The sequence below is a fragment of the Actinoplanes sp. NPDC051513 genome, assembly GCF_044454685.1.
GTDB lineage: Bacteria > Actinomycetota > Actinomycetes > Mycobacteriales > Micromonosporaceae > Actinoplanes.
This window is the reverse complement of sequence record NZ_JBITDW010000004.1, coordinates 403,475-430,106: the sequence shown is the minus strand read 5'-3', so window position 1 is coordinate 430,106 and position 26,632 is coordinate 403,475. Positions and strand designations below refer to the sequence as shown.

Below are 26,632 nucleotides of genomic sequence, written 5' to 3'. Positions count from 1 at the left end.
CCCTCGTACTGATGGGCGTCGACACCGCAAGCCCGTTTCAGTCCTTCCGAAAGAAATGACGAAAGGCCGAGCATGAGTCGTGTTCGTTACGGCAGCCGGGCGGTCAGCCGCCTGTCACGCCGCAGGGTTCTCGCCATCGCCGCTACCGCGGGTGTCGGAGTTTCCGTCGCCGGTGTCACCGGGCTGAGCCTGGCCGGCGAGACCACCGCGAAGGACGACGGTCAGCCGCTGGTCATCTCGCTACGGGACGCCTCGAAGGGCACGTTCGACATCTTCTCGGGCGGGTCGAAGACGACGCTGACCGACAAGAAGCTCGCCGCCCGGCTGCTCAAGGCGGTGAAGCGCTGATGTCCTCACACCGCGAAGCTCCGGAGATCAGCAAGGACCCGGTGGCCGACTCGTCCGACCTGTACGCGTTCGTCAGCCCCGACGATCCGGACACCGTGACAATCATCGCGAACTATGTCCCGTTGCAGCTTCCGGCGAGCGGGCCGAATTTCTTCGAGTTCGGCGATGACGTTCTGTACGAGATTCACATCGACTCGAATGGCGACGCGCGGCCCGATCTCACGTACCAGTTCCGGTTCCGCACGGAACTGCGCAACGACAAGACGTTCCTGTACAACACCGGCCAGATCAAGTCGCTGGACGACGAGAACTGGAACCGCCGGCAGTTCTTCTCGGTCACCAAGGTCGACGCGCACGGCAAGAGCACCGTTCTCGCGCAGAAACTGCCGTGCCCGCCCTGCAACGTCGGCAAGCTCTCCATCCCGGACTACGACAAGCTCGCCGCGGACGCGGTGAAGAAGCTCAAGACCGGGGAGAAGGTCTTCGCCGGGCAGCGCGCGGACGCGTTCTTCGTCGACCTCGGCTCGATCTTCGATCTGGGCACGCTGCGCCCGTTCCAGGACAAGCACCTCGTCGGGCAGAACCTCTTCAACTACGCCGGCAAGGCCGTCAACGCGACCGACAAGCTGAACGTGCACTCGATCGCCATCCAGGTGCCGCTGCACATGGTGCGCCGGGACGGCAAGAAGAAGGTGCGCGGCCGCGACCCGGGCGCCGTGATCGGCATCTGGACGTCGGCATCGCGGCGTCAGGTGCAGGTGCGGCAGGGCGACAAGAAGAACACCGATGTCGAGGTCGGGCCGCAGGTGCAGGTCTCGCGTCTGGGCAACCCGCTGTTCAACGAGGTCATCGTGCCGATGGCGCAGAAGGACAAGTGGAACTCGCTGCCGCCGTCGGAGGACAAGCGGTTCGCTCAGTTCGTCGAGAAGCCCGAGCTGGCCGGGCTGCTGCCGGTCCTGTACCCGGGCCTGTTCGACAACCTCGACAAGCTGAACAAGGCCGGCACCGCCCGCGCGGATCTGGTCGCGATCCTGCTCACCGGCATCCCGGACGGGCTGATCGACAACTTCCAGAACGCCACCGGCGACACCAAGGCCGACATGCTGCGGCTCAACACCGCGGTACCGCCGGCCAAGGAGGCCAAGGGGTTCGGCCTGCTGGCGGGCGACCTGGCCGGTTTCCCCAACGGCCGGCGCATCGAGGACGACGTCGTGTCGATCTCGATCCGGGCCATCGCGGGCGTGACGTTCGCCCTGGTCGACGAGACCTTCAAGCCCGACGCGGCGGCCGGCCTGGTCGAGCAGGGCCTGTCGATCAAGAATGTCAGCTCCGGGCTGCTCAAGAAGTTCCCGTTCCTCGGTACCCCGTTCGATGGATTCAACAACCCATGATCAGTCACGAGCATCATCACCATCACACCCTGGCGCCCTCCGGACAGGGCACGGTCGTCCTCAACATCGGCGCCGGCATCGGGGCGCTGGTCGTCCACACGCCGGCCTCGTTGCACGGGCACGAGATCGAGGTCAGTCCCGTCACTGATCCGGCGTCGCGCAAGCATGCGGCGGTGCGGGCCCGTTTCGTACGCGGCGGGGTGTCTTTCGCGGTGGTCGTCGACAGCCTTCCGACGGGCCGGTACACGGTGTGGCGCGACCCCGTGACGCCGCTCGCGGAGGTCGATGTCCCCGATGGAGGGGTCGCGGAGCTCGCCTGGCCGCCCGCATCGGTGGCCGCGGCCTGACCGTTCGGGCGTTCAGTGTGGCGTTACGCCGACCGTCGGGGACATTTCCGATGGCCGCCGCGTGACGGTTCGGGTCTAGGGTGGACGGCATGGCTGTCCACCCGGGGGACTCCCCGGTCCACGTCGCTCTGCGGACGAGCGACGTGGACGAGGCCAGGGCGTTCTGCCGCAAATTGTTCTACGGCCCGCTGCAGGTGAACCCGGTCGGCGACCTCAGCGGCTTCGCCTTCGCCGGCGAGGTGGTCATGCTGGGCCCCATCACGGTCGGTGAGATCAGCTACGGCGCTGATGTGCGGGTGAACATCGCCGACCTGGAAACGTCCTACCACGTCCTGGCCCCGTTGACCGGTTCGCTGCGTTCCCGTCACCGCGGCACGGTCGTGCTGGCCGACTCGACGCGGGCCGCAGTCTACCGCCCGGTCGGCGACATCGACCTGGAGTGGCCCGGCGACACGCGCCTGCTCAGCGTCAAGGTCGAGCGGGCCGCGTTCGAACGCGAGCTGGACGCGGCCCTCGACCAGCAGATCGTGTCGCCGTTGCTGCTCGGCGAGAGCTTCGACCTGGCCGACGGCCCGGGTCGCACGTGGTCGGCGCTGGTGCGCCTGCTGCACAACGAGCTGTGCGCCGAGGACGGCCTGGCGGCCAGCCCGAGAATGGCGGCCCGCTGGCGCGACATGGTGGTCAGCGGGCTGGCGCTGACGGTGGAGCACCCTTATGGGGACGAGCCGGCGGGGCTGCAGGGCCCTCGACGCCCCCGGACGGTGAAACGCACCCTCGACGCGATGCACGCCGAGCCGTGGCGTCAGTTCACGGCGGGTGACCTGGCGGCGATCGCGGGGGTCGGCGTGCGGGTGCTGCAGGAGGCGTTCCGTCAGCACGTGGGGGTGTCGCCGCTGGCCTACCTGCGACGGCTGCGGCTCGACGGGGTGCACGCGGAGCTGTCGAAGTCGGACCCGTGGCAGGTGAACGTCTCCGAGGTGGCGTACCGCTGGGGGTTCACCCACCTGGGGCGGTTCGCGGGGGCCTATCGGGCCCGGTTCGGGGTGTCGCCGTCGCAGACGCTGCGCGAGCGCCGCTGAGTCACGATTCCTCGAGGAGTCGCCGCAGAAACTCCCGCGAGCGGTCGGGCGATTCGGCGTCGATCGCAGCCCGGTTCAGCTCGGCGATGTACGCGCCGACCTCGTTCGGGGCGTCCAGATAGAGGGCGCCGGTGGTGAGCTCGATGTAGACGACGTCGGGCAGCTCGTCTTCGGGGAACCGCAGGACGACGAACGGCGACGGCGACGGCACGTTGCCCGTGACGACCTGAAGTCGCACGCTGGGCCGTTCGGCCGCCTCCAGCAAGGCCGCGACCTGCTGCCGCATCACCGTCGGACCGGCCAGGGCGCTACGGAGGACGGATTCATGGATGACGGTCCACAGCGTGGCCTCCGCGGTCCCCAGGAAACGTCGTTGACGCTCGGCGCACCGGGCCACCGCGCGCTCGGTCTCGTCTGCCGACGCCTCGGGATGGCCGGCCGCGAAGACGGCGCGGGCGTAGTCAGGCGTCCGGAGCAGGACGGGTACGTGCTGCGAGTCGAAGGCGCGGATCAGCGTGGCGCGTCCCTCCATCGCGAGGTATGGCTCCAGTGCCGCCGGGAGGGGCACGGCGTACCGCTGCCACCACCCCGAGATGGGCGACTGGCGGACGAGAGCGTGGATCGCGTCTCGTTCCTCGGCGTCGGTGACACCGTAGAGCGTCAGGAGGTCGAGGACGTCTCTTTCCTTGAAGGTCACCCGGCCGAGCTCCAGCCGCATGACCTTCGACGCTGAGGACCGGATCTCCCAGCCCGCGTTCTCGTGCGTGATGCGCTTCGCTTCGCGCAGCCTCCGGAGGTGGTCGCCCAGGATGATGCGGAGCACGGTGGGATGGAACGCGTCGATGCCCCGCCATTCGAGCTGTGGGAGAGACGGGCGTGGCTGCCGCAGAACACGGGCCGCAAGCTCGTCCCGCTCCTGGCGGAGCTTCGCGACCTCCGCCTGCAGTTGCTCGAGCTCACCCTGCTCCCCCGGCGGCTCCGGCGGCGCGGACGATTCGTTGCGCATGGCCATCCAGGCCGTGCGGAACAGCTCCACGTCGCCGTTCAAGGCCTGGACGACCAGCTCCAGCTGGGCCCAGCGCGGGGGCTTCGCGCATTTGAGGACGGTCGCGACCGTGGTGTGGCTGATCGGCTGGGCGGCCCGGCCGGCGATCGCGCGGGTGCTCGGCGCCCCGGCGCGGCCGTGGAGTTGCTGCAGCTGGACGCGCAGCTGTGCCAACCCGTCCAGTTCGGACGGCGGCGGGGATGACATCGGGGGCATGGGCGTCATAACATCTCTGAGCATGGTGTAAATGTCAAGTTTTGTAAAGGGCATCTCGTTTACAAAATCTTCCACTTACAGGCCGTGCCGAGAATGCCGGCCCCGGGTGGCACCCCGAGGCCGGCCCGCTCGAAGAACTCGCTGTGGGCCAACGAGAGGATTCGAACGATGCCCAATCTACGGCGGAAACAGACCGCCGACGAGCGCACGAAAGGCCTGCCGCTGAGGTGGGTGGTCATTCTCGCCGTGGCGGCGGGGGCCGGTGTCGCGGCGGGTTGTCTCGCCGGCGTGGCCGCCGGCGTCACCGTGGGAGTCGGTCTGGCGACGTTCTTGCACAAGGCGACGGACTGAGAAGGCGGCGCCGTCGAAGGACGGCGCCGCCCATGGCTCAGGCGGCCGGCGAGACCGCCACGTCGAAGACGTGCATGATGCCCTTGTCGGTCGACTGCGGCAGCAGCACCGCGTCCACCGTCCTGGTGGCGTCCAGCGCCACCGGGTCGGTCGCGAACACGCGGAACGTGCCCGTGCCGGCCGTGCCGTTCGCGTTGTTGCGGCCGTTCAAGGTGATCAGGGCCGTGTTGCCGGCGGGCGCCGTCGCCGCCCAGTCGGCGAAGGACACCGGAATCTGCTGGGTCGTGCCGTCGGTGTAAACCACGGTTGCCTCCCCCGCGGCCGGCCCGTTGGTCGAAAGCCCCAGGAACGAGACGCTGCCGGCCGCCGCGTCGCGCAGGTCCACCCGCTGGCCGTGCGGAATCCAGTTGTCGGGCGCGCCGGGGGCGGCCGACGGCCAGGTGAACGCGATGCCGGTGGACCCCAGCGGCAGCGACGCCCCGGGCGCCGCGCCGGCGGCGGCGAGACCGGCCCGGGAGAAGGACCAGTCGCTCAGGTCCATCGAGCCCAGGTTGCCCTGCCCGTCCGGCGTGGTGCCGACGTTGTTGCGGGCGTCCGCGCCGTCCGGGTACGACGGCGGGACGTCCCGCGCGCCGGTTCCCCACGTGCCGGGCGTGGCCGACATCGTGAAGTCCAGGCGGCCGCCGGTGCGCACGAAATGGGCGTCCAGCCAGTTCGCGGACTGGCGGGAGCCGTTGACCAGCAGGCCCGCGACGTATTTCTTGCCGTCCTGGACGCCCGGCGCGGTGATGCGGATGTCCCGGTGCCCGCCGACCGGGTCGATGGTGATGCTGCGGAACATCGGCGCGCTGATCACCAGGTCGCCGGTGCCGTAGATCGCCGGGTAGACGCCCAGGTTGGCGAAGACGTACCAGGCGCTCAGCGAGCCCTGGTCGTCGTTGCCGGGCAGGCCCGAAGGCGAAGTGTCGTACATCTCCGAGACAGCCCGGTAGAGGACGTCCACCGCCGACGCGGGGGACTGCAGCCAGTTGTAGACCCACGGGGTGTTGAAGGCGGGCTGGTTGGACAGGTAGTTGCCGGTCTGGGTGTAGGCGCCGGCGTCCAACTGGGCCATCAGCACGTCGAGCTGGGCCTTGGCCGCGGCCACGCCGCCGCGTGAACGAATCAGCGTGGACATGTTCTGCGGCACCAGCCAGCCGTACTGATAGCCGGTCGACTGGTTGAACTGGCCACGGCCGGCGCCGTCGTCCCGCACGCGCAGGTCGAACGGGCGGTCGAAGCCGGTGCGCTCGCGCGGCCGGATGTGCCCGCTGACCGGGTCGAAGACGTTCATCCAGTTCTGGGCCCGGCCCATGAAGAAGTCGTAGGAAGAGCGATCCCCCAGCCGCGAGGCGAGCTGGGCGATGGCGAAGTCGTCGATCGAGTACTCGAGGACGCGCGACGTCGCGAAGTCGCCCTTCCGGTTCTCGATCATGCCGGTCGAGAAGTACTGGTAGCCGTCCGACCGCGACGTCGAGGTGGCCGGCAGCTTCTGGGTGGCGACCATGGCGGCCAGCGCGGCCTTCCGGTCGTACCCGGTGGCGCCCATGTCGTCGAGCGTGGCCAGGATGACCTGGTAGTTGTCGCCCTGCATGCGGGCGTTGCCGGGCGCCCACGAGCCGCGCTGCCCGACCATGTCGACGATCGACTGCTGCATGTCGTCGGCGACCTGCGGGAAGGTCAGGGCGATGAGCTGGGCCTGGCTGCGGTACATGTCCCAGCCCGAGCCGGCGAAGTTCAGGTTCCCGTAGAAGTGCCGGCCCCGCGCGACCAGGTGCACCTGGTTGTCGTAGCCGAGGTACTGCCCGTTCACGTCGTCGCGCACGTTCGGGTGCAGCAGCGCGTGATACAGCGCCGTGTAGAACGAGGTCCGCTGCGCGGACGTGCCGCCGCCGAGGGAGATGGTTCCCAGCGCCTGCTCCCAGAGACAACGCGCCTGCGCCCGCACTTTCTCGAACGACGAGCGACCCACCTCGCGCTCGCGATTGTCCGCCGCGTTGTCGATGCTCACGTAGCTGAAGCCGGTCTTGGCGGTGACCCGGGCGCCTGCGGCGAAGGTGATCCAGGCGCCGGTTTCGTGCCGGTAGTCCACGCCTGTGTCGGCGCCGCTCTTGAGAGCGTGCGTCGAGCCGGCGGTCTGCAGACCGTCGTTCCACGTCCCGTAGGAGGCGAACGGCTGGTCGTATTTCGTGGAGAAGTAGGCCTTGTAGAAGTTGCCGACGTCGCACACGTCGGTGCCGTACATCCAACCCGAGACCGTGCGGGAAACCGGATCGATCGTGACCTCACTGCCGAACGTCCGGTTGTTCGGGCCGGACACATCCAGGATCAGCGCTGCGGCATCGGCGAACGAGTACCGCGAGACCGAGGTACGAGCGGAAGCCGTCAGCTCGGCCGTGACCCCGTTGTCGAGACCGACCTTGTAGTACCCCGGTGAAGAGACCTCGCCGGCGTGGCTGAAGCCGAGGTGATACCCCTTCACATCGACGGACGGGTTCACCGGCAGCACGCCGCCCACCAGCGGGCCGGCGTACGGAATGGTCGGGAACTCATAGCCCCCGTACCGTCCCGTGCATCCCGTGCCCGAGTACCGCGTCATTCCGAACCCGCGGATCAGCGAGGCGGTGTACTCGTACCCGCCCTTCTCCCCCACCAGCGCGTTGCCGGCCTGGTAGGTCGTGGGCGAGGGCTGCACCATGCCGAACGGCACTGCCGCGCCGGGAAACGTGTTCCCGTACGCGTCATTGCTCTTGTTCTGGGTCGTGTCCATCTCGGTGCCGATGAACTGGTCGACCGCGTCGAACGGCGAGAGGGTCGGGGAAGCGGCCGCAGGCGTTGCCAGAGACGCGGACGCGAGCAGGGGTGCGAGGAACCAGGCGAGGGCCCGCATGCACATGTTCCTTCGTGAGGGGACAGAAGCGGACACCAGCATTCTGTCCCCAGAGGACACCCGGGTGACGAAAGATCAACGTTTGCCCGAAGAGGAAGGAGAGGGCGGCGGTGGAGGGGCGGGAGGGAACGGCTCCCCGATCGGCGTCACCGCGCCCCCTTGAGTGCGAGGCAGCCCTTCTCCTCCGGCAGCAGCGGCCGGAACGTCACGCCCCAGTTCTTGCCGCCGCTGGCCCACGGCGTGATGGCGGTCGCCGATTCCGCGGCCTTCCACACCGTGTCCTTCTCGGCGCCCGTCACCGCGACACAACCGATGCCGAGGTTCTCGTTCAGAATGTCGCCGGGCAGCGCGGGGCCGGGCCATGCCACCGGAGCGCCGGCGTCGGCGGCCTGCGGCGCCACGTATTTGCGAGCCAGCGCGGCAAGCGTCTCGGGCTGGTACTGCACGGGCTTGGCAACGCCCTCCGCCGACCCCAAAGACTGCAATTCGTTCACGTACGCCGAGAGCTTGGTCCTCGCGTCACGCTGGGCGGCGGTCAGCTGCGGGTCGTTGGCCTGCGCCTCGCCGAGCGCCATCACGTTGACCGACTGATCGCCGACGACCACCCGGGTGTACGGGGCATCGGCGATGTTGGGGCTGCCGAAGTCGGCGCCGTTGCGCACGCCGGCCGCAGTCCCCTTGCGTACCAGTTCCTGCACCATCTCGGGCGTGAGCAACTGCTCCTGCAGGTTGGGCAGCGCCTTGCCAGGAAAGATCATGGTGGTCGGGCCCTGGGTGATGATCCGGCCGTCGCCGTAGACGCTGACGGCGGGGATCCGGCCGATGTTCTGCTCGGCGGGCACGAACCCGCCGAACGACTCGACGCGCAGGACGAGGTCGTCAGCGCCGGAAGGGGACGCGCTGGCGCTCTCGCTCCTGGCCGAGTCCGAAGCGCCCGCCGCCTGGTTGCCGGCAGTCTGGGCACATGCGGTGATCAGGAACAGGGGAACGGCGGCGGCGATGATGGCGCCGCGGAGACGAGTCATGACCTCTAGGACGAACCGGACCCATGATCGGTTCCGGCCCGCGGGGAGATTTCGACAGAAAAGGTGGCCGGCCCCGGGCATCGGGACCGGCCACCCTCATCGGGGGCGGGGCGGAAAGCTATCTACTTCACCGAGCCCAGCGACAGGCCCTGGACGAGCTTGTCCTGGGCGGCGAAGCCGGCCACGAGCACCGGCAGCGACACGATGAACGCGGCCGCGCACAGCTGGGCGAGGAACAGGCCCTGGCTGGTGACGAACCCGGTCAGGAAGACGGGCGCCGTCTCGGCCACGGTCGCGGTCAGCACCCGGGCGAACAGCAGCTCGTTCCAGCTGAAGATGAAACAGATCAGCGCGGTGGCGGCGATGCCGGGCATGACCACCGGCGCGATCACCGAGCGCAGGGTCCTGGTCAGGGTCGCGCCGTCGACCGAGGCGGCCTCGAGCATCTCGACCGGCACCTCGGACAGGAACGAGCGCATCATCCACACGGCGATCGGCAGGTTCATCGAGGTGTAGAAAACGATCAGCAGCCAGATGTTGTCGAGCAGCCCGGTCTGCTGCGCGAACAGGTAGAGCGGCAGCAGAGCCGCCACGATCGGCAACATCTTGGTGCTGAGGAAGAAGAACAGCACGTCGGTCCACTTGCGCACGGGCTTGATGCTCAACGCGTACGCGGCGGGGAAGCTCAGCAGGAGCACGAGCGCCGTCGAGATGACGCTGGCGGTCAGCGAGTTGAGCAGCGGCGGCCAGGGCGAGGCGCCACCGGAGAAGAACTCGCGGTACCCGTCGAGGGTGAGCGGCGCCAAGACGGCCGGCGGGTTGGTCGCCGCGTCCTCCTCGGAGTGGAACGAGGTGAGCACCATCCACAGCACCGGCAGCACGAACAGGATCCCGACCACCCAGGCCAGCAGCGACAGCCAAGGGCCGCCGCGGTCCTTCTTCTTGGGCACGGCCGGCGCGGTGGCGGTGCTCATCGGTTGGCCTCCTGCTTGAAGAGGGACGAGACGGTGCGCAGCGCGAACGTCGCGATGATGATCGTGCCGAGAACGACGATGACCGCCGCCGCGGAGGCCCGGCCGTAGTCGTGGGCCTGGTAGAAGATCTGGTAGATCGTGTACGGGAGGTTCGCCGTGCCCAATCCGCCCGATGTGATCGTGAAGACGGCGTCGAAGTTCTGCACGATGTAGATCGACCCGAGCAGCGCGCCCAGTTCCAGGTACTGCCGCAGGTGCGGGAGCGTCATGCTGCGGAAGATCTGCCAGCCGTTCGCGCCGTCGATGCGGGCCGCCTCGATCACGTCGAGCGGGCGGCCCTGCAGGCCGGCCAGCAGGATCAGCATCATGAACGGCGTCCATTGCCAGACCAGCGCGAAGATGACCGCCCACAGCGGCATGTTGCTGATCCAGTCGGGCTGCGGCGGGTTGTCCGAGCCGAACAGCTTCCACACCCAGGTGATCGCGCCGTTGAACAGGCCGTACTCGGGGTTGTACAGCGCGTGCTTCCAGAGCAGCGCCGCCGCGACCGGCACCACCAGGAACGGCGCGATCATCATGGTCCGCACCGCGCCGCGCCCGCGGAACTTCCGGTCGAGCAGCAGCGCGATGCCCAAACCCAAGAGCAAGCTGATGAGTACGACGCCCGCGGTGAGCCAGATCGTGGTCAGCACCGCGTCGCGCATGTTGACGTCGGTGAAGACCCGCTTGAAGTTGTTGAATCCGGCGAACCCGATCTCGTCGGGGTAGTACGCGTTCCAGTCCATGAACGAGATGACCAGGGTCGCCACGAACGGCAGCTGCGTCACGATGATCATGAAGACCAGCGCGGGCAGCAGCGGGGCCCGGCGGACCCAGGCGATGCTGCGGGCCGTGCGGGCCGGCCGTTGCGGGGTTTCGACCTGCGCGCTGGTCTCCTCGGCGACGGATGTCATCTGATGCTCACCCCTCCTGCCGGGACTGGTAGCGCTCGGCGACGTCCTCGGCGAGCCGCTGGCCGCGTTCCAGGGCCTCGTCGACCGACATCTGGCCGGCGATCGCCGAGCTGACGTACTGCGAGACCTGGGTGCCGAGGTCGGTGAACTCGGGGATGTCGACGAACTGGATGCCGATCGCCGGGCGCGGCTGCACGCCGGGGTTGCGCGGGTCGGCGCCGGAGATGGCCTTCTCGGTCGGGGCCGCGAACGCTTCCGCCTGGGCCAGGTACTGCGGGTTCTTGTACGTCGAGGCGCGCTTGCCGGCCGGGACGCTCGACCAGCCGACCTGCTGGCCGACGAGCTCCTCGTACTGGCGGCTGGAGGCCCAGGAGATGAACTTCCAGGCGTTGTCCTTCTTCTCGCTGGCCTGCTGGATGCTCCACGACCAGGCGTAGAGCCAGCCGGAGCTCTTCGTCTTGTCGACCGGCGCCGCGACATACCCGATCTTGCCCTTGACCGGCGAGGAGTCGGCCTCGAGCGAGCCGGCGGCGCTGGTGGCGTCGTACCACATCGCGACGTTGCCCTGGACCAGGTTGTTCAGGCACTCGGTGAAGCCGGCCTGCGGCGCCCCGTTCTCGCCGTGCGCGCGCACCAGGTCGACGTAGAACTTGGTGGCGGCGGTGAACTCGGGCGCGTCCACCTTGGGCGTCCAGTCCTTCTCGAACCAGGTGCCGCCGAACGTGTTGACCACCGTGGTGAGCGGGGCGAAGATCTGGCCCCAGCCGGGCTGGCCGCGCAGGCAGATGCCGCGCATGCCGGGCTGCTTGTTGTCGACCTGGGCGGCGAGGTCGGCGACCTGCTGCCAGGTCGGGTTCTCCGGCATGGTGAGACCGGCCTGGTCGAACACGTCCTTGCGGTACATCAGGAACGAGGACTCGCCGTAGAACGGCTCGCCGTAGAGCTTGCCGTCGTCGGCGGTCAGCGACTGGGTCATCGACGGCAGGATGTCGGCCTGGTTGAACTGGGTGTCGGCCGTGGTGTAGTCGTCGAGCGGGGCGATCCACTTCGACTTCGCGTAGATCGGGATCTCGAAGTTGCTCAGGCTGGCGACGTCGTACTGGCCGGCCTGGCTCGAGAACTCCTGGCTGATCTTGTCGCGGACGTCGTTCTCAGGCAGCACGGTGAAGTTGACGTTGATGCCGGTGGCCTTGGTGAAGTTCGCCTCGGTGAGCCGCTGCAGGTCGATCATCTGCGGGTTGTTCACCATCAGGACATTGATGGAGTTCGGTCCCCCACCACCCGGGCCACCGCCCCAGCCAGCACATCCGGAAAGCATCGCGGCGATCGCGGCAACGGCCACAGCGAGCCTGATACGCATGCGGGCCTCCCCATCGAGGCGGGTGACGCCGGTAACACCAGGGATCTCAGTACATGCCTGAGATCACACGATGTCAACCGTTCGTCACGTTCCGCTGCCCGAACGTCCTAGTGCGACACCACCCGAGCGGTCCGGCCGAAAATCTCGACCACATCGCCGGAATGCAGCTGCCGGCCACGGCGCACGTCGACCTCGCCGTTGACGGTCACGTCGCCCGACGCGATCAGGACCTTGCCCTCTCCCCCGGTCTCGATGAGATCCGCCAGCTTGAGGAACTGTCCGAGTCTGATCATGTCGCCGTCGATCACCACGTCACGCATCAGGTCATCATCGCCGACGACCTCGAAAAAGTTCTCGCGGGGCGTTGAACCATTCGCGCGCCCCATACGAACTACCGGTCGTGAGGCACTTCCACCTTGCCCGCCGAGCGGGCGTACCCGCCCTGGCCGCGGTCTTCGGCGCACTCGTCGCCGGCCCGGCCCTCGCCGATGCCACGGTCTCCCCCACGACGGCCGTCCAGGGCAGCGGCGAGAACCTGACCTTCCACGTGACCAACACCGGCACCGCGCCGATCCAGACGGTCACCCTGAGCATTCCCGCCGACACGCCGGTGGCGGAGGTCTATCCGCTGTCGGTGGACGACTGGGCGCCCAAGATCCAGATGAGGACGCTCGCGACCCCACTCGCGACCATCCACGGCGGCACGCCCGCGACCGAGTCGGCCGGCTCGATCACCTGGCTGGCGGTGCAGGGCCACCAGCTGGCGCCCGGCAAGTCGGCCGATCTGTCGGTGGCAATCGGGCCGCTGCCCACGCTGAGCACGATGCAGTTCACCATCACCAGCACGTACGCGAACGGCGCGGCCGGACCCACGATGCCGCCCGTCTCGCTCGCGCTGGCCCCGGGCACCGGGCTGCCGGCCACCGGCCACGACCACGGCGGCACCGCGACCGACCCCAATACGGCCGCGGACGGCACGACCGGCTCGTCGGCCGAGGACGAGGCCTTCGCGAAGACGGTCGCCGACGCGACCCGTGGCCCGTCGATCTGGTCGATCGGCGGCTGGGTGGTCGCGGCCCTCGCGCTGCTGGCCGCCGCGTTCTACTTCCTGCGCGGCCGGCACCGGGCGAACGAGGACGACGAGCCCGACGACCGGCCAGAGGACCAGCCTGAAACCACGGCCACCGCGTCGGACGACGAGAAGGAGCCGGTCACCGCCGGCAAGTGGAGCCTCCGCTCCTGAAGCGGGGTAGCGGACTCCCGCGCTGGTGGACGCGGGACAGTGTCGTGATGATGCGCGTGGGGCGCGGAACACGACCGGCGGGTGGGGCCAATTGGGCATGGCCCACGACCCGCGGACGACGGGGTGGGAGGGGTTCGGCCCTCCCACCCCGTCGCGCATCCTGGCTCAGACCGTCACGGTGTGCGGGGACTTCAGGGCCTCGATGATCTCGCGCTCGACCCGCTCGGAGTCCTCGTGCGGCACCTGGCACGTGCCGGCGGCGATGTGCCCGCCGCCGCCGTAGCGCAGCATCACCTCGCCGACGTCGACCGGCGAGGTGCGGTCGAGGATCGACTTGCCGCAGGCGAAGACGGTGTTCAGCTTCTGCCGGCCCCAGATCACGTGCACCGACACCCGCGACTCGGGGAACAACGCGTACACCATGAACCGGTTCCCGGCGTGGATCACCTCCTCGTCGCGCAGGTCGACCACCACGACGTCGCCGTCCAGGTGGCTCACCCGCTTGAGCTGCTCGACGAACAGGTCGTACTGGGAGCGGAACAGGTCGGCCCGCTCGGCCACGTCCGGCAGGCACAGGATCTGGTTGACGTCCTGGAACTCCAGGCACGCGTCGATCAGCTGCATCATCAGCCGGTAGTTGGAGATCCGGAACTCGCGGAAGCGGCCCAGGCCGGTGCGGCTGTCCATCAGGAAGTTCAGCAGCGTCCAGCCCTCGGGGTGCAGGATGTCGTCGAGCGAGTACTGCGCCGAGTCGGCCTGGTCGACCGCGCGCATCAGGTCGTCGGAGACCTTGGGAAAGCGCTGCCGGGCGCCGAAGTGCTCGTAGATGACCCGGGCGGCCGAGGGCGCGTCGGCGTCGATGACGTGATTGTCGAGGTTGCCCTCGTTGCGCAGGGTCTCCGAGTGGTGATGGTCGAAGACCATGTACGCGCCCGGGGCGTACGGGAGATTGGTCAGAATGTCGTTGGCGGTGACCTCGACCTCTCCGTCCTGCACGTCCTTGGGGTGCACGAACTTGATCTCGTCGATCATGTCGAGGTGGCGCAGCAGCACGGCGCAGACCAGCCCGTCGAAATCGCTCCGGGTCACGAGTCGGTACTTCATATCACCCAGTTTGCCACTTTTGTCGCTGAGGCCCTGGTCGCATCGCGGGATGGATCTGAACGCTCGGCTGCCGCGCTGCGTAGGGTTTGCGTGGATGGTCACAACGGTCGGAGGACTCGCAGACGATGGACAACGTTCCCCAGCTCATCCAGGAGCGCAGCGCCCCACCAGCCACACTGGTGATCTTCGGCGCCTCGGGTGACCTGACGCGCCGCAAGCTGCTGCCGGCGGTGGAGAGCCTGGCCCGGCACAACCGCCTCCCGAGCGAGTTCGCGCTCGTCGGCGTGGCCCGTACCCCGATGTCCGACGACCAGTTCGCCGAGAGCGCCCTGGGCGGCCGCGGCCTCGCCGACAAACGCCAGCTCCAGGGCGGAATCAGGTACGTTTCGGGCGGCTACGACGACCCCGACACGTACAAGCGCCTGGCCGAGACGCTCGACGAGCTGGACGCCCAGCGCGGCACGTCCGGCAACCGCCTGTTCTACCTCTCCACCCCGGCCGAGGCCTTCGAGCCGGTGATCAACGGGCTGGCCGGCGCCGGTCTCAACCACGCGCGCGAGGGCTCGTTCTCCCGGCTGGTCATCGAGAAGCCGTACGGCCACGACCTGCCCAGCGCGCGCAAGCTCGACGGCATCGTGCACGCCGCGTTCGACGAGCCGCAGGTCTTCCGGATCGACCACTACCTGGGCAAGGACACCGTGCAGAACGTCCTGGCCCTGCGCTTCGCCAACTCGATCTTCCAGCCGATCTGGGACCGCTCCTGGATCGACCACGTGCAGATCACCGTGGCCGAGACGCTCGGCGTCGGCACCCGCGGCGGCTTCTACGAGCACGCCGGCGCGATGCGCGACATCGTGCAGAACCACGTGCTCCAGGTGCTCGCGCTCGCCCTCATGGAGCCGCCGGCGTCGTTCGGGGCCGAGGGCCTGCGCAACGAGAAGGTGAAGCTGCTGCAGGCGATCCGCCTGCCCACCAACCGGGACATCGCCGACCTCGCGGTGCGCGGCCAGTACACCCGCGGCGGCACCCGCGAAGACCTCATGGCGGGCTACCGCGAGGAGGTGGGCGTCGATCCGCTGTCACGCACCGAGACGTACGCGGCGATGCGGCTCAACGTCGACAACTGGCGCTGGGCGGGCGTGCCCTTCTACGTGCGCACCGGCAAGCGGCTGCCGGCCCGGGTAACCGAGGTGGCGCTGCAGTTCCAGCGGCCGCCGCACCTGCCGATCCCGCAGGACCAGCTGACCGGCCTCGAGGCCGACGCCCTGATCCTGCGGATCCAGCCGAACGAGGGCATCTCGCTGCGCTTCGGCGCCAAGGTCCCGGGACACTCGTTCCGGGTGCGCACGGCCAGCATGGATTTCTCGTACGAGCAGACGTTCGCCGAGGAGTCTCCGGAGGCCTACGAGCGTCTGCTGCTCGACGCGCTGCTGGGCGACCCGACGCTGTTCATCCGCACCGACGAGGTCGAGCAGTGCTGGCGCATCGTCGACCCGATCATCGAGCACTGGGCGAACGACAAGTCGCCCATCCCGACGTACGAGGCCGCGTCCTGGGGGCCTACCGACGCCGACCGGCTCATCGGCCGCAGCGGCCGCGGCTGGCGCAATTCGATCTGACGCATTTCTGGGGTTGACGGTTCCGGGCGGGAGTGCCCCAAAGATCGCCCGGTCAGGCTTGATGCCGATCTTGGGTCACCCCCGCCCGGAACCTTGCGTGGCATCAGGTGACGGCCAGGAGATGGGCAACGGCCTCAGGCGGAGCGGTCGGCGAGGGCCTCGGCGGCGATCTCCATCAGGGCGGAGACGTTCCCGGTGGGGGCGACCGGGAACGGCTCCGGGTCCTCGCAGCGGTCGAGCAGCAGCTCGACCAGGGCGGCGCGGTTGACGATCTCGTCGGCCGTGATCGCGCCGGGCAGGATGCGGATCTCGAGGGTGTCGCGCAGCGGGCGGTCCTTGAGCAGCTGCGTGAGGTTCACGTCGAAGTACTTGGTCAGCTCGCCCTCGTCGGCCGCCTCGCGCAACTCGTCGATGGTGGGCTTGCCCCGGCTTGCGGCGGCCACCAGCTGCGCGGGCAGCGGGGCCAGGCGGCGGCACGCGGGATTGGTCTGCAGCAGCTCGCGCAGGCCCTCGCGGTAGTGGGCGAACAGCAGCACCACGTTGGCGAGCGCGCGCGGGTCGCGGAACGGGGCGCCGTCGAGATGCAGGTGCACCGCGGCCTCGTTCGGCACGGTGAAGCCGAGCTCGCGGGACGGCTCGAGCAGTTCCTCGAGGGCCTCGGCGTGGTTCTCGGACAGCGGCGGGGTGACGATCTCGCAGGGGCGCTCGCGCTCGGCGCCCTGGGGCGCGACCAGCGCGATCGTGGCGCCGGACGGGTCGTCCAGCCGAACCACGTCGCCCACGATCTCGGCCTCGGCCCCGGGGCCCCACAGCGTGGCGACCGGGTCGAGCACCCGCTCGAGCGGGGCGCCAGGGTCGCACTGGGCGGCCAGCAGGGACAGCAGGCGGGAGTCGTCGCTGAGGACGCGGTACCAGCCCGGCGGCGCGGGGGTGCGGGGCTGCAGGCCGTCCATCAGGGTGATGTCGTCGACCAGGGTGCACAGCTGCGAGCCGTCGGCCCGCAGCACCTCGAACCCCTGGGTCAGATGCAGGAACCGCCCCAGGCCCGGGACCAGGGACGGTTCGCTGTCGTGGTGCCAGACCGGCCGGATGCGTCCCCCGATGCGTCCGGCCAGGTCGTAGGCGAGGCTGCGCCGGCTGCGGCCCTGCGGGGCCATCAACTCGATCTCGAAGCCGATACGCCGGCGCAGACTCGGGGTCACGGCTGGATGGGCAGGGTCTGACCGGCGAGGATGCGCTTGCCGCCCTCGACCTTGGCCTGGTACGCGGTCTTGAGGTGCCAGGTCTTGGCCAGCTTGATCGCGTCGCCGACGTCGTAGCCCTTCTTGAAGAAGGCGTCGACCCGCTTGTTCTCCAGCGCCGCCGCGACGTTGACCGGCTTCGGCTTGACCGGAAGCGTCTCGTGGGCGAGCAGCTTCTTGCCGGCCATGGTCTTGGCGTCCGACGGGTCCTTCAGGTGCCAGATCTTGGCGAGCTTGACGGCCTCGTCCCAGGTGTAGCCGGCCCCGAAGAAGGCGTCCAGCTGAGCCTGGGCGGCCTTGATCGCGGGGTCGTCGGGGTCCGCGGGCGGGTCCACCGGGTTAGGCGTTCCCGGGAAGGGCAGGGTCTCGCCGGCCAGCAGACGGCGGCCCGCCTCGGCCTTGACGTTGCCGATCTCGGCGTTGACGTGCCACAGGTCGGCCAGCTTGACCGCGTCGTCGTAGCCGTAGCCCGCGGCGAAGTACGCCCGCCAGTAACGCTCCAGGTCGGCCTGGCTCATCGACGGGATGGCGGACGGCGCCGCCGACGTCGGCACCGCGCCGGCCGGAAAGCTGATGCTGGAGGTGTTGCGGGCGTTGCCGGGGAGCAGGTTGGGCAGGGTGACCACCCCGGCCACCGCGATGGCGGCCAGCGCGGTGCCACCCGCGACCTGAAGGCCACGGCGGCGACGCTTGTATTTTGTCGACAGCTCCTGCACCCGGGCGTAGACAGCCACCGGGTCGGGAGCCTGGTTCTCATAGGTTTCGAAGGCCTCGCGCAGCTGATCTGCGTGCTCGGTCACGACTTCTCCTCGGCATGGATGCGTTCCCGCTCCGTGAGGCGGAGCGTCTTGAGAGCCCTCGAGGCATGGCTGCGCACCGTCGCGGGGGCGCAGCCGAGGAGATCCGCGATCTGGTCGTCGTCGAGCTGCTCGTAGTAGCGCAGCACGAGAACGGCACGTTGCTTACGGCCCAGCGTCGACAACCGGGCCCACAACGCATCGGCCTCGACCACCCCGTCCGCGTGGTCGAGCACTCCGCCCCGGGCGTCGTCCAGGTCGGTCAGGCGCTCGCCCACCGCGTGCACATTCCGAAACTGCCAGCTGCGCCGCCAGGACAGGTACTCGTTGAGCACCATGCGCCGGACGTACGCCTCCGGCGAATCGGACTGGCTTATCCGTCGCCACCGGGTCTGTGCCCGCGCGAGCACTTCCTGGACGACGTCCTGCGCCAGATCCCGATCGCCGGTGAGGACGACCGCGTAACGCAGAAGACTGGACAGCCGGGCCATCGCGAATTCCTCGAAGGTCACGCCCCCTAAGACGGTCTCCGTACGCCGGTTGTGCAGTCTCATGCCGAAATTCTCTCAGGACTGCGGCTTGCGGGCGGCGAGGGCTTCCAAGGCCTTGGCGGCGTGCTCCTGCATGTTGGTCTCGGAGTGGATGACCTCGACGACCGACCGGTCGGAGTCGATCACCAACGTGATGCGCTTCGTGCTCAGCGGCCCCAGCGGCAACTTCCGCTTCACGCCGAGCGCGACGGCGACGCTGCTGTCCGGGTCGCTCAGCAACGGGTAGTCGAAGCTGTTCAGCTCGGCCCACTTCTTCTGCTTTTCCGGCTTGTCGCGGCTGATCCCGATGCGCTGGGCGCCGGCCTCGCGGAACTCGGCGGCGAGATCGCGGAAGCTGCACGCCTCGGCGGTGCACCCGCTGCTCATCGCGGCGGGGTAGAAGAACAGCACGACCGGGCCGCCGGCCAAGTAGTCGCTCAGGCGGCGTGGCACGCCGTCCTGGTCGGGCAGCTCGAAGTCGTCGATCACGTCACCCTTGTTTGCCATGACAAGAAAATTACTCGGATGTACCGGCGAGTAACAGGGGTGGCAATCACCCATCGCGGATGATCCGTGCCCTCGCCTTGTCACAGAGGCTGACGGCCGGGGGGAATGACGATGGCGAATCCCGGCACGGCCACCGAGGTGAGCACTCCGCAGAAGCTGACCTTCATGACGATGACCGCGATGGTCGTCGGCTCGATGGTCGGCGCGGGCGTCTTCTCGCTGCCGAGACGCTTCGCCCAGGAGACCGGCGTGGCCGGCGCGCTCGTCGCCTGGGTCGTCGCGGGCGTCGGCATGCTCATGCTCGCCTTCGTCTTCCAGTACCTCGCGGTGCGCCGTCCCGACCTGGATGCGGGCGTCTACGCGTACGCGAAAGCCGGTTTCGGTGAGTACATCGGCTTCTTCTCGGCCTTCGGGTACTGGGCCAGCGCGTGCGTCGGCAACGTGACCTACTGGGTGCTGATCATGAGCACCGTCGGGGCGATCGCGCCGGCCCTCGGCGAGGGGGACACCGTGCTCGCGGTGGCGCTCTCGACGGTCGGCGTCTGGGTGTTCTTCTACCTGGTGCAGCGGGGCGTGAAGGACGCGGCGATCATCAACCGGGTCGTCACGATCGCGAAGGTCGTCCCGATCCTCGTCTTCGTCGTGCTGGCGCTGTTCGCGCTCGACCCCAAGGTGTTCGCCGACAACTTCGTCGGCAACGCCGACCTGGGCTCGCTCTTCGAGCAGGTGCGCGGCACGATGCTGGTCACCGTCTTCGTGTTCCTCGGCGTCGAGGGCGCGAGCGTGTACTCCCGGCACGCGCAGCGGCGCGAGGACGTCGGGCGGGCGACCGTCCTGGGCTTCCTCAGCGTCTTCGCGATCTTCGCGTCGGTCACGATCGTCTCCTACGGCATCCTGCCGTACAACGAGATCGCCCAGCTGCGGCAGCCGTCGATGGGCGGCGTGCTCGAGGCCGCGTACGGCACGTGGGGCAAGGTCTTCGTCGGTGTCGGCCTGATCGTCTCGGTGCTCGGGGCGTACCTGGCCTGGACGCTGATGGCCGCCGAAGTGCTCTTCGTCGCCGCCAAGGACAAGGACATGCCGCGCTTCCTGGCCGGCACCCGGCACGGCGACGTCCCCTTCCCGTCGCTGCTGCTGACCACGATCCTCATCCAGATCGTCCTGGTCATCACCTACTTCTCCGAGGACGCGTTCAACTTCGCGCTCGACCTGACCAGCGCGCTCACGCTGATCCCGTTCCTGTTCGCGGCCGCCTACGCGCTGCGGCTGGCCCGGGGAAGGATCATCGCGATCGCGGGGCTGGCCACGGCGTACACCATCTTCTTGATCTTCGCCGCCGGCCTGAAGTTCGTGTTGATCTCCTTCATCGTGTACGCCCCGGCCACCGTGCTCTTCGTGATGGCCCGCCGCGAACAAGGCCGCCGGGTGTTCTCCCCACGCGAACTGATCATCCTCGTCGTGTCGGTAGCCGGCGCTCTCGCCGGGATCGCGGCACTTGCCCTGGGCTGGATCTCGATCTGAACTACTTAAGGACGGTGCAATGAACGGCCACGGCGTGTACTCCGAAGTCGGCAACCTGCGCAAGGTCCTGGTCTGCGCGCCGGGCCTCGCCCACCGGCGGCTCACCCCTTCCAACGCGGACGACCTGCTCTTCGACGACGTCATGTGGGTCGAGAACGCCCAGCGCGACCACCTCGACTTCGTGAACAAGCTGCGCCAGCGCGGCGTCGAGGTGATCGAGCTGCACGACCTGCTCGAGCAGACCATGGCGATCCCGGACGCGAAGGCGTGGCTGCTCGACCGCAAGATCGTGCCGAACGAGGTCGGCATCGGGCTCATCGACGACACCCGCGGGTTCCTCGAGACGCTGACGCCGCGGCAGCTCGCGGAGTACCTGATCGGCGGGCTGGCCACCTCCGACCTGCCCGACGACTTCCGCTCCGGCTACGTGACCCTCGCCCGGGAGTCGACCGGCGTGCGCGAGTACCTGATGCCGCCGCTGCCGAACACGCTCTACACCCGCGACACCACGTGCTGGCTCTACGGCGGCGTCACGCTGAACCCGCTGTACTGGCCGGCCCGGCACGACGAGACGCTGCTGATGAAGGCGATCTACCTGTTCCACCCGTCGTTCGTGGGCTCGAAGATCTGGTGGGGCGACCCCGAGAAGGACTGGGGCCAGGCCACCTTCGAGGGCGGCGACGTCATGCCGGTCGGCAACGGCGTCGTGCTCGTCGGGATGAGCGAGCGCACCTCCCGCCAGGCGATCACGCAGGTCGCGGCGGCGCTGTTCGAGAACGGCGCGGCCGACCACGTGGTGGTGGCCGGCATGCCGAAGCTGCGCGCGGCGATGCACCTCGACACGGTGTTCACCTTCGCCGACATCGACATCGTGACGCTGTACCCGACGATCGTCGACGGGGTCCACGCGTTCTCGCTGCGGCCCGGCGAGCGCGGCAACGTCGACGTCACGGATCACGGGACGACGCCGTTCGTCGATGTCGTCGCCTCGTCGCTCGGGTTGCCGTCGTTGCGGGTCATCGAGACCGGCGGCGACGTGTACGCCTCGGAGCGCCAGCAATGGGACAGCGGCAACAACGCGGTCGCCCTCTCCCCCGGCACGGTCTTCACCTACGACCGCAACACGAAGACCAACACGCTGCTGCGCAAGGCCGGCGTCGAGGTGATCACCATCGTGGGCGCGGAGCTCGGGCGCGGCCGCGGGGGCGGGCACTGCATGACGTGTCCGCTCAGCCGGGACGCCGTGAAGTTCTGACATGTCGATCACGTACGAGGCGCTGGCGTTGTTCCTGGCCCTCGTGGGTCTGTACAGCCCGGTCGCGGCGCTGTCGTCCTACCTGCCCGTGGTCCGGCCCTTCGGCCACGAGCGGCAGATGCGGCTCGCGATCGGGCTGGTCGTCAACATGGCCGTGTTCGTGCTGGCGGCGATCTGGATCGGGGATCCCCTGCTCGAGCTGCTGGGGATCAGCCCGGCGGCGTTGACGGCTACGGGTGGTATCGCGCTGATTTTCGCCTCGGTGCCCATGATGCGTGGTTCATCCGCTGAGGAGGAGGTGAAGGCGGCCGCGCCCTCTCCGGCGGCTGCACCCTCTCCCACGGCCGCACCGTCCCCGGCGGGCGCGGCCTCCTCCGTCGCTGCACCCTCTCCCGCGGTCGTGCCCTCCCCCGCGGTCGTGCCCTCCCCCGCGGTCGTGCCCTCCCCCGCGGTCGCGGCCCCCGACGGGGGGCCGCGGCGCAATGTCCTCTTCACGCCGATCACGTTTCCGCTGACTGTGGGCGGGGCGACCTTTGCCATCTCCGGCATCCTGCTCACCTGCATCGCCGTGATTCTGCTGACCAACGGCTTCACCGACCTCGTGATGGCCCGAATCGGAAGGGGCTGACGCATGACGGCTCCCACCAACCCGCCGGCCGTGCCGCCCCCGGCTGGGCCACCCGCAGCCGGGCCACCCGCAGCCGGGCCACCCGCAGCCGGGCCGCCCCCGGCCACGCCGTCGCCGCCCACGCACGAGGCCGTCGACGTGCCGTCGCGCCGGCCGCCCTCGCTCGGCGTCTTCATCGCGATTGCGGCCGTGATCGCCCTCGTCGCGGGCCTCATAGGCGGATTTGTCGGTCGCGCGACCGACGACCCGGCCGCGACCACCGCCGCCTGTGCCGCCACCACGATCGCCGATGAGGTGCTGCCCTCGGTGGTGACCCTGGCCGTGTCGAGCGGCGCGTCGGCCGGCAACGGCAGCGGCGAGGTGATCCGCGACGGCGGCTACATCCTCACCAACGACCACGTCATCTCCCCCGCCGGGGCGGGCGGCTCGATCGCGGCGTTGTTCAGCGGCGGCCAGAGCCTGCCCGCCACCATCGTCGGCCGGGCGCCCCGGGTCGACCTGGCCGTGGTCAAGGTCGACCCGCCGCAGGGACTGCCCACGATCGGGATCGGCAAGTCGTCGACGCTGCTGGTCGGGCAGCCGGTGGTCGCGCTGGGCGCCCCGCTCGGCCTCTCCGGCACGGTCACCGCCGGCATCGTCAGCGCGCTCGGCCGCGACGTGCCCGTGCCGGCCGACAACGGGGTCACCGCGGTGCTGCCCGGCGCGGTGCAGACCGACGCCTCGATCAACCCCGGCAACTCCGGCGGCGCCCTCGTGGACTGCGACGGCGACCTGGTCGGCGTCAACACCGCGATCGCGACCGTGCCGAACGCGTCGGGCGAAGCCGGTGGCGGCAGCGTGGGCATCGGCTTCGCCATCCCCGCCGACGTGGCGATGGTGGTCGCCGACCAGCTCATCGAGCACGGGAACTACACGCCGCCGTCGCTCGGCGTCGAGTCGGTGCCGGTGCCGCAGGCGGTGGCCGAGCAGTTCGGCGCCCCGGTCGGCCTGTACCTGCGGGTGGTCGCCCCGGGCGGCCCGGCCGACAACGCCGGCCTGAAGGAGGGCGACATCGTGACCGCCATCGACGGCAGGCCGATGAGCGCGCCGGAAAGCCTGTTCCTGGCCACCGTCGGCAAGCAGCCCGGCGATCAGGTGCGGGTCCAGTACAGCCGCGGCGGGAACGCGGGTCAGGCCACGGCGACGCTGGCCTGAAGATCCACCGGGGGGCGATCGGCGGGCGGGATCGATAGGCTGTTCGCCACCGCCCCCCGTTCCCACCGAAAGCGACACCACCATGCAGGTCTCGGTCGCGCACCACCCGCCGAACACGGCCGTCCTGGTGCTGCGTGGTTCCCTCGACATCGACACGGCGCCCACCCTCAAGGCGAATCTCAACCGGCTGGTCGAACGCCCCGCCCCGCGCGTCGTGGTGGACGTGTCGGGTCTGGACTTCTGCGACTCGATGGGGGTCGGCGTGCTGGTCACCGCGAGCGGCCGGGCCACCGAGCGAGGCGGCTGGGTGCGCCTGGCCGCACCGTCGGGCTTCCTGCGCCGCCTCTTCGACACCCTCGGCCTCACCGATTACCTTGCCCTGTTCCCCGACGTATCGGCCGCCATCAAAGACTAGGACCTCGATAGCTGCAGGTCGCGCTGATACCAAGTGCCTGGCTTACCCCCGAGGCGGGCCGGGCCGACCGGGCCGACCGGAACGAACCCAGCTTTGGTCAGCACCTTCCGCGACGCGGCGTTCTGGTGGGCCGTGGCCGCTCGTAGCGTGTGCAGCCCATGCTCGGCCGCCGCCAGCCGGCACAGCTCCCGGACGGCCGCGGTCGCCACGCCACGCCCGGAAACATGCTGCGCGACCCGGTAGCCGAGTTCCGCGCAGTGGTCTTCGATGTTGTACAGGTTGAACCGGCCGAGTATCGCGCCGTCCTCGGCGACGAGCAGGTAGAAGGCGCAACTGCCGGCCTCCTGCTCGACCAGCGAGGCGTTGTGCCGCTCGGCGAACTGGTCGAAGAAGTCGTCGCCGCGATCGGAGATCGAGGCGGCGAAGTATGCGCGGTTCGTCAACTCGAAGGCCAGCACCGCCGGGGCATGACCGGCCTGCAGCCGCTTCAGCTCGGACATTGCCCGACCTTACCCAGGTGACGGCCGCCCCCTTCCGGGGACGGCCGTCATCTCGTACGCGATGATCTTTAGCTGGTCACGCCGAAGACGATGCGGCCCAGCGTGTCCTCGGTGCCGGTGAAGCCCTCGGCCGGCAGGAATGCGCTGTCGCCGAAGTCGACGTCGACGTCGTCGGCGCTGCCGCCGACTCCGTCCGGCCCGACCCCGAACAGGGTCGCGAAGCCGGTGCCGCCCGCGTCCATGAGGTTGGGCAGGGCGTCCTCGTTGTCGGTGTGGAAGTCGCCGAAGAAGTGCCCGGCCTCGTGCGAGATCACGTTGCTGAGCGCCTGGCCGAGGAACGCGATCCGGTTGCTGGCCGGGGTCAGGTACGTGTTCAGCGACGCCTCCGAGTCACCGGCGGGGGCGCTGAGCACGTCGAGCAGCACGAGCGCCGTTTCCGCCGTCTCGAAGTTGCCGGGGTCGATGCTCTGCGCGATGCCGATCGTGTCGACCCCGGACTCGTCGATGGTGCCGCCCACGACGATCCGGCTGACGTTGGCCTGGCCCCACGGGTCCGCGTCGTCCTTGCTGTTCTTGATCTTCAGCTTGAACTTGGCGTTGAGGCCGCTGGCCTGCAGGTCCTTCTTGATGTTCTCGGTGACGCCGGCGGTCACGGCGTCGATCAGCGCGTCCTCGTCGGCGCGGGTCAGGCCCCAGCTGGCGAGGAACGCGGCGAACGGGCTGAGGTCACGGTTACCCGGCCCGCCGAACACGCCGGTGTTCACCCGGGCGCCGTCGAAGTCGAGGTAGAGGGTCTGCACCGGGGTCGTGCCCTGCAGCGGCGGCCGGTACGCCTCGACCGTGATGTCGTACGCGCCGGCGCCCGCAGCCACGCCAACGTAGTGCCAGCCGGCCTTGGTCGCCACGTAGTCGGTGACCGCGTTGCCGCCGCCGGGCAGCGGCGAGTCCATCGGGTAGATGAAGGAGGCGTCCTGGTCGGAGCCGTGCACCTCGCGCGGCACGGTGTCGTAGACGGTGAGATAGGTGGGCGAGCCCTTCACGGACGCGCCGATCACGTCGCCGGGCTTCAGCTTGATCGCGAAGAAGTCCTTGTCCACGGAGACCGAGGTCAGCGTCAGCGTGTACGGGCCCTCGGTCGGCGGGCTCGGGTCGCCGATCCCGTCGCCGGAGCCGGAGTCGAACGGGTCGGCCGGCAGCCCGCTGTAGGCGACGACGGCCAGGTAGAACGTGCCGGCGGCGGTCACGTCGTAGGTGATCTGGCTGTCCAGCCCGCTGAAGTCGTCGTTGGAGGCGACGAGAGTGCCGTCCGGGGCGAACAGCAGCAGCACGGTGTCGAGCGGGCCGGTCGGGGTGGCGGTCTTGAGCGTGAGCGTCTTCCCGGCCGGGGCGGACAGCTTGTAGAAGTCGAAGTCGTTGCTGCCGTCGCCGGTCTGGCGGCCGTGCGGGCCGTCGCCGATCTGCGATTCGATGACGGCGCCGTTGCGGATCGAGCCGATCCCGGTGTCGCCGGCCAGGGTGATCGAGCCGTTGTCCTCGGCCGGGGCGGGCACGGCCGGCGTGCTGATCGTCTCGTTGTCGAGGCTGCCCAGGACTCGGATCTTGGAGTACTGGGCAGCGCCGGTGCCGAAGCCGGTCACGCGCTGGGCGTTGGCCGGGGTGTCGTTGCCGCCGTAGGTGCCGTCGATCTCGTCCTCGTCGACGACCACGGCGGGCGTGGCGGCCGCCGCCGCGGCGAGGGAGTTGGCCTTGAGTCGGGTGGCCGTCTTGGCCTTGGCCTGGACCTTCATGTAGTTGGCCCAGCCCGCGAAGTCCACCTTGGAGGCGTCGGCGACCTCGGCGAGCAACGGGTTGGGGCCTTTCGGCTTCGCCCCGTACGGCGCCTTGGGCGCGACGCCGATTCCCGCGGCGAGCGACGCCTTCTCGGCCGGACTCAGCGGGGTGTCCTGGGTCGGTGTGCCGGTGGATGGTGCGGCGTGGGCGGCAGCCGGCGTGATCAACGCCAGGCCGAGCACGGCCGCGGAGATGGTTGCGACGCTCCGTCGCATCAGCGGTCCCCCTTC

Annotated in this window: 26 protein-coding genes; 12 read left to right on the top strand and 14 right to left on the bottom strand. The window is 69.3% G+C overall.

Features of this window, described 5'->3' with window-relative positions; all coding sequences use genetic code 11:
* The first annotated feature begins 72 nt into the window (after positions 1–72).
* The 4 genes from ACIA5D_RS16455 (at position 73) to ACIA5D_RS16440 (ending at position 3,165) form a co-directional block, all read left to right on the top strand.
* Positions 73–348, top strand: a complete 276-nt coding sequence (locus tag ACIA5D_RS16455; protein ID WP_396030755.1) for a hypothetical protein — start codon at positions 73–75, stop codon at positions 346–348.
* A complete protein-coding gene (locus ACIA5D_RS16450) occupies positions 348–1,739 on the top strand; it encodes a DUF4331 domain-containing protein (RefSeq protein WP_396030754.1) in 1,392 nt (463 codons plus the stop codon). The genes ACIA5D_RS16455 and ACIA5D_RS16450 overlap by 1 nt, the downstream gene beginning before the upstream one ends.
* Positions 1,736–2,086 carry a phospholipase gene (locus ACIA5D_RS16445; protein ID WP_396030753.1) on the top strand — a complete coding sequence of 117 codons (351 nt, stop codon included), beginning with the start codon at positions 1,736–1,738 and terminating at the stop codon, positions 2,084–2,086. Before ACIA5D_RS16450 ends, ACIA5D_RS16445 begins: the two co-directional genes overlap by 4 nt.
* Positions 2,087–2,175: 89 nt before the next feature.
* Positions 2,176–3,165: an AraC family transcriptional regulator gene (locus ACIA5D_RS16440; RefSeq protein WP_396030752.1), complete on the top strand. Its 990-nt coding sequence runs from the start codon at positions 2,176–2,178 to the stop codon at positions 3,163–3,165.
* Between the two features lies 1 nt (position 3,166).
* Here ACIA5D_RS16440 and ACIA5D_RS16435 read toward each other — a convergent pair whose 3' ends face one another.
* The gene (locus tag ACIA5D_RS16435; protein ID WP_396030751.1) at positions 3,167–4,450 is read right to left on the bottom strand and encodes a helix-turn-helix domain-containing protein; all 1,284 of its coding nucleotides are present in this window, start codon (positions 4,448–4,450) and stop codon (positions 3,167–3,169) included.
* Positions 4,451–4,594: 144 nt separating this feature from the next.
* Between ACIA5D_RS16435 and ACIA5D_RS16430 the strand changes: the two genes are divergently transcribed.
* Entirely contained in the window at positions 4,595–4,777 is a 183-nt protein-coding gene (locus tag ACIA5D_RS16430; RefSeq protein WP_396030750.1) for a hypothetical protein, read from the top strand.
* A 37-nt stretch (positions 4,778–4,814) separates the two neighbouring features.
* On the opposite strand, the gene ACIA5D_RS16425 is transcribed toward ACIA5D_RS16430, so the two are convergent.
* From ACIA5D_RS16425 to ACIA5D_RS16400, 6 genes are all read right to left on the bottom strand, one after another.
* Positions 4,815–7,706: a GH92 family glycosyl hydrolase gene (locus ACIA5D_RS16425; protein WP_396030749.1), complete on the bottom strand. Its 2,892-nt coding sequence runs from the start codon at positions 7,704–7,706 to the stop codon at positions 4,815–4,817.
* A 146-nt stretch (positions 7,707–7,852) separates the two neighbouring features.
* Positions 7,853–8,731 (bottom strand): hypothetical protein, encoded by an 879-nt coding sequence (locus ACIA5D_RS16420; RefSeq protein WP_396030748.1) that lies wholly within the window; start codon positions 8,729–8,731, stop codon positions 7,853–7,855.
* A gap of 122 nt (positions 8,732–8,853) precedes the next feature.
* Complete coding sequence (locus ACIA5D_RS16415) at positions 8,854–9,705, bottom strand: carbohydrate ABC transporter permease (protein ID WP_396030747.1); 852 nt, start codon at positions 9,703–9,705, stop codon at positions 8,854–8,856.
* Positions 9,702–10,658 (bottom strand): carbohydrate ABC transporter permease, encoded by a 957-nt coding sequence (locus ACIA5D_RS16410; protein ID WP_396030746.1) that lies wholly within the window; start codon positions 10,656–10,658, stop codon positions 9,702–9,704. The genes ACIA5D_RS16415 and ACIA5D_RS16410 overlap by 4 nt, the downstream gene beginning before the upstream one ends.
* A 7-nt stretch (positions 10,659–10,665) precedes the next feature.
* Complete coding sequence (locus tag ACIA5D_RS16405; protein ID WP_396030745.1) at positions 10,666–12,018, bottom strand: ABC transporter substrate-binding protein; 1,353 nt, start codon at positions 12,016–12,018, stop codon at positions 10,666–10,668.
* Between the two features lie 107 nt (positions 12,019–12,125).
* Positions 12,126–12,338, bottom strand: coding sequence for an RNA-binding S4 domain-containing protein (locus tag ACIA5D_RS16400; RefSeq protein WP_396030744.1), 213 nt, complete (start codon positions 12,336–12,338; stop codon positions 12,126–12,128).
* 80 nt (positions 12,339–12,418) lie between these two features.
* Here ACIA5D_RS16400 and ACIA5D_RS16395 point away from each other — a divergent pair, with 80 nt between their 5' ends.
* On the top strand, positions 12,419–13,261 hold the full coding sequence (locus tag ACIA5D_RS16395; protein WP_396030743.1) for a DUF1775 domain-containing protein: 843 nt from the start codon (positions 12,419–12,421) through the stop codon (positions 13,259–13,261).
* A gap of 165 nt (positions 13,262–13,426) precedes the next feature.
* Here ACIA5D_RS16395 and ACIA5D_RS16390 read toward each other — a convergent pair whose 3' ends face one another.
* Positions 13,427–14,365: an exopolyphosphatase gene (locus tag ACIA5D_RS16390; RefSeq protein WP_396030742.1), complete on the bottom strand. Its 939-nt coding sequence runs from the start codon at positions 14,363–14,365 to the stop codon at positions 13,427–13,429.
* Between the two features lie 125 nt (positions 14,366–14,490).
* Between ACIA5D_RS16390 and zwf the strand changes: the two genes are divergently transcribed.
* A complete protein-coding gene (gene zwf, locus ACIA5D_RS16385) occupies positions 14,491–15,984 on the top strand; it encodes a glucose-6-phosphate dehydrogenase (RefSeq protein WP_396030740.1) in 1,494 nt (497 codons plus the stop codon).
* Between the two features lie 134 nt (positions 15,985–16,118).
* Here zwf and ACIA5D_RS16380 read toward each other — a convergent pair whose 3' ends face one another.
* From ACIA5D_RS16380 to ACIA5D_RS16365, 4 genes are read right to left on the bottom strand one after another with little or no spacing between them, the layout of a single operon-like run.
* Complete coding sequence (locus tag ACIA5D_RS16380; RefSeq protein ID WP_396030738.1) at positions 16,119–17,186, bottom strand: amidoligase family protein; 1,068 nt, start codon at positions 17,184–17,186, stop codon at positions 16,119–16,121.
* Positions 17,183–18,025 (bottom strand): hypothetical protein, encoded by an 843-nt coding sequence (locus ACIA5D_RS16375; RefSeq protein ID WP_396030737.1) that lies wholly within the window; start codon positions 18,023–18,025, stop codon positions 17,183–17,185. Before ACIA5D_RS16375 ends, ACIA5D_RS16380 begins: the two co-directional genes overlap by 4 nt.
* Positions 18,022–18,576 carry a SigE family RNA polymerase sigma factor gene (locus tag ACIA5D_RS16370; RefSeq protein ID WP_396030736.1) on the bottom strand — a complete coding sequence of 185 codons (555 nt, stop codon included), beginning with the start codon at positions 18,574–18,576 and terminating at the stop codon, positions 18,022–18,024. Before ACIA5D_RS16370 ends, ACIA5D_RS16375 begins: the two co-directional genes overlap by 4 nt.
* A gap of 12 nt (positions 18,577–18,588) precedes the next feature.
* Complete coding sequence (locus ACIA5D_RS16365) at positions 18,589–19,059, bottom strand: peroxiredoxin (protein ID WP_396030735.1); 471 nt, start codon at positions 19,057–19,059, stop codon at positions 18,589–18,591.
* 111 nt (positions 19,060–19,170) lie between these two features.
* Here ACIA5D_RS16365 and ACIA5D_RS16360 point away from each other — a divergent pair, with 111 nt between their 5' ends.
* From ACIA5D_RS16360 to ACIA5D_RS16340, 5 genes are all read left to right on the top strand, one after another.
* On the top strand, positions 19,171–20,580 hold the full coding sequence (locus tag ACIA5D_RS16360) for a basic amino acid/polyamine antiporter (protein WP_396030734.1): 1,410 nt from the start codon (positions 19,171–19,173) through the stop codon (positions 20,578–20,580).
* A 19-nt stretch (positions 20,581–20,599) separates the two neighbouring features.
* The gene (locus ACIA5D_RS16355; RefSeq protein ID WP_396030733.1) at positions 20,600–21,835 is read left to right on the top strand and encodes an arginine deiminase; all 1,236 of its coding nucleotides are present in this window, start codon (positions 20,600–20,602) and stop codon (positions 21,833–21,835) included.
* A 1-nt stretch (position 21,836) separates the two neighbouring features.
* Complete coding sequence (locus ACIA5D_RS16350; RefSeq protein WP_396030732.1) at positions 21,837–22,463, top strand: MarC family protein; 627 nt, start codon at positions 21,837–21,839, stop codon at positions 22,461–22,463.
* A gap of 3 nt (positions 22,464–22,466) precedes the next feature.
* Positions 22,467–23,657, top strand: coding sequence for a S1C family serine protease (locus tag ACIA5D_RS16345; RefSeq protein WP_396030731.1), 1,191 nt, complete (start codon positions 22,467–22,469; stop codon positions 23,655–23,657).
* Positions 23,658–23,739: 82 nt separating this feature from the next.
* Positions 23,740–24,072: an STAS domain-containing protein gene (locus ACIA5D_RS16340; RefSeq protein WP_396030729.1), complete on the top strand. Its 333-nt coding sequence runs from the start codon at positions 23,740–23,742 to the stop codon at positions 24,070–24,072.
* Here ACIA5D_RS16340 and ACIA5D_RS16335 read toward each other — a convergent pair.
* Positions 24,069–24,572, bottom strand: a complete 504-nt coding sequence (locus ACIA5D_RS16335; RefSeq protein WP_396030728.1) for a GNAT family N-acetyltransferase — start codon at positions 24,570–24,572, stop codon at positions 24,069–24,071. The two genes, ACIA5D_RS16340 and ACIA5D_RS16335, sit on opposite strands and share 4 nt — an antisense overlap.
* A gap of 68 nt (positions 24,573–24,640) precedes the next feature.
* Entirely contained in the window at positions 24,641–26,617 is a 1,977-nt protein-coding gene (locus ACIA5D_RS16330) for a PPC domain-containing protein (RefSeq protein WP_396030727.1), read from the bottom strand.
* Positions 26,618–26,632 lie beyond the last annotated feature (15 nt).

Bases quoted from the DNA above. Each gene is read 5' to 3' on its own strand.
- ACIA5D_RS16455 (WP_396030755.1), top strand. From the start codon at position 73: ATGAGTCGTGTTCGTTACGGCAGCCGGGCGGTCAGCCGCCTGTCACGC.
- ACIA5D_RS16450 (WP_396030754.1), top strand. From the start codon at position 348: ATGTCCTCACACCGCGAAGCTCCGGAGATCAGCAAGGACCCGGTGGCC.
- ACIA5D_RS16445 (WP_396030753.1), top strand. From the start codon at position 1,736: ATGATCAGTCACGAGCATCATCACCATCACACCCTGGCGCCCTCCGGA.
- ACIA5D_RS16440 (WP_396030752.1), top strand. From the start codon at position 2,176: ATGGCTGTCCACCCGGGGGACTCCCCGGTCCACGTCGCTCTGCGGACG.
- ACIA5D_RS16435 (WP_396030751.1), bottom strand. From the start codon at position 4,450: ATGCTCAGAGATGTTATGACGCCCATGCCCCCGATGTCATCCCCGCCG.
- ACIA5D_RS16430 (WP_396030750.1), top strand. From the start codon at position 4,595: ATGCCCAATCTACGGCGGAAACAGACCGCCGACGAGCGCACGAAAGGC.
- ACIA5D_RS16425 (WP_396030749.1), bottom strand. From the start codon at position 7,706: ATGCGGGCCCTCGCCTGGTTCCTCGCACCCCTGCTCGCGTCCGCGTCT.
- ACIA5D_RS16420 (WP_396030748.1), bottom strand. From the start codon at position 8,731: ATGACTCGTCTCCGCGGCGCCATCATCGCCGCCGCCGTTCCCCTGTTC.
- ACIA5D_RS16415 (WP_396030747.1), bottom strand. From the start codon at position 9,705: ATGAGCACCGCCACCGCGCCGGCCGTGCCCAAGAAGAAGGACCGCGGC.
- ACIA5D_RS16410 (WP_396030746.1), bottom strand. From the start codon at position 10,658: ATGACATCCGTCGCCGAGGAGACCAGCGCGCAGGTCGAAACCCCGCAA.
- ACIA5D_RS16405 (WP_396030745.1), bottom strand. From the start codon at position 12,018: ATGCGTATCAGGCTCGCTGTGGCCGTTGCCGCGATCGCCGCGATGCTT.
- ACIA5D_RS16400 (WP_396030744.1), bottom strand. From the start codon at position 12,338: ATGCGTGACGTGGTGATCGACGGCGACATGATCAGACTCGGACAGTTC.
- ACIA5D_RS16390 (WP_396030742.1), bottom strand. From the start codon at position 14,365: ATGAAGTACCGACTCGTGACCCGGAGCGATTTCGACGGGCTGGTCTGC.
- zwf (WP_396030740.1), top strand. From the start codon at position 14,491: ATGGACAACGTTCCCCAGCTCATCCAGGAGCGCAGCGCCCCACCAGCC.
- ACIA5D_RS16370 (WP_396030736.1), bottom strand. From the start codon at position 18,576: ATGAGACTGCACAACCGGCGTACGGAGACCGTCTTAGGGGGCGTGACC.
- ACIA5D_RS16365 (WP_396030735.1), bottom strand. From the start codon at position 19,059: ATGGCAAACAAGGGTGACGTGATCGACGACTTCGAGCTGCCCGACCAG.
- ACIA5D_RS16360 (WP_396030734.1), top strand. From the start codon at position 19,171: ATGGCGAATCCCGGCACGGCCACCGAGGTGAGCACTCCGCAGAAGCTG.
- ACIA5D_RS16355 (WP_396030733.1), top strand. From the start codon at position 20,600: ATGAACGGCCACGGCGTGTACTCCGAAGTCGGCAACCTGCGCAAGGTC.
- ACIA5D_RS16350 (WP_396030732.1), top strand. From the start codon at position 21,837: ATGTCGATCACGTACGAGGCGCTGGCGTTGTTCCTGGCCCTCGTGGGT.
- ACIA5D_RS16345 (WP_396030731.1), top strand. From the start codon at position 22,467: ATGACGGCTCCCACCAACCCGCCGGCCGTGCCGCCCCCGGCTGGGCCA.
- ACIA5D_RS16340 (WP_396030729.1), top strand. From the start codon at position 23,740: ATGCAGGTCTCGGTCGCGCACCACCCGCCGAACACGGCCGTCCTGGTG.
- ACIA5D_RS16335 (WP_396030728.1), bottom strand. From the start codon at position 24,572: ATGTCCGAGCTGAAGCGGCTGCAGGCCGGTCATGCCCCGGCGGTGCTG.
- ACIA5D_RS16330 (WP_396030727.1), bottom strand. From the start codon at position 26,617: ATGCGACGGAGCGTCGCAACCATCTCCGCGGCCGTGCTCGGCCTGGCG.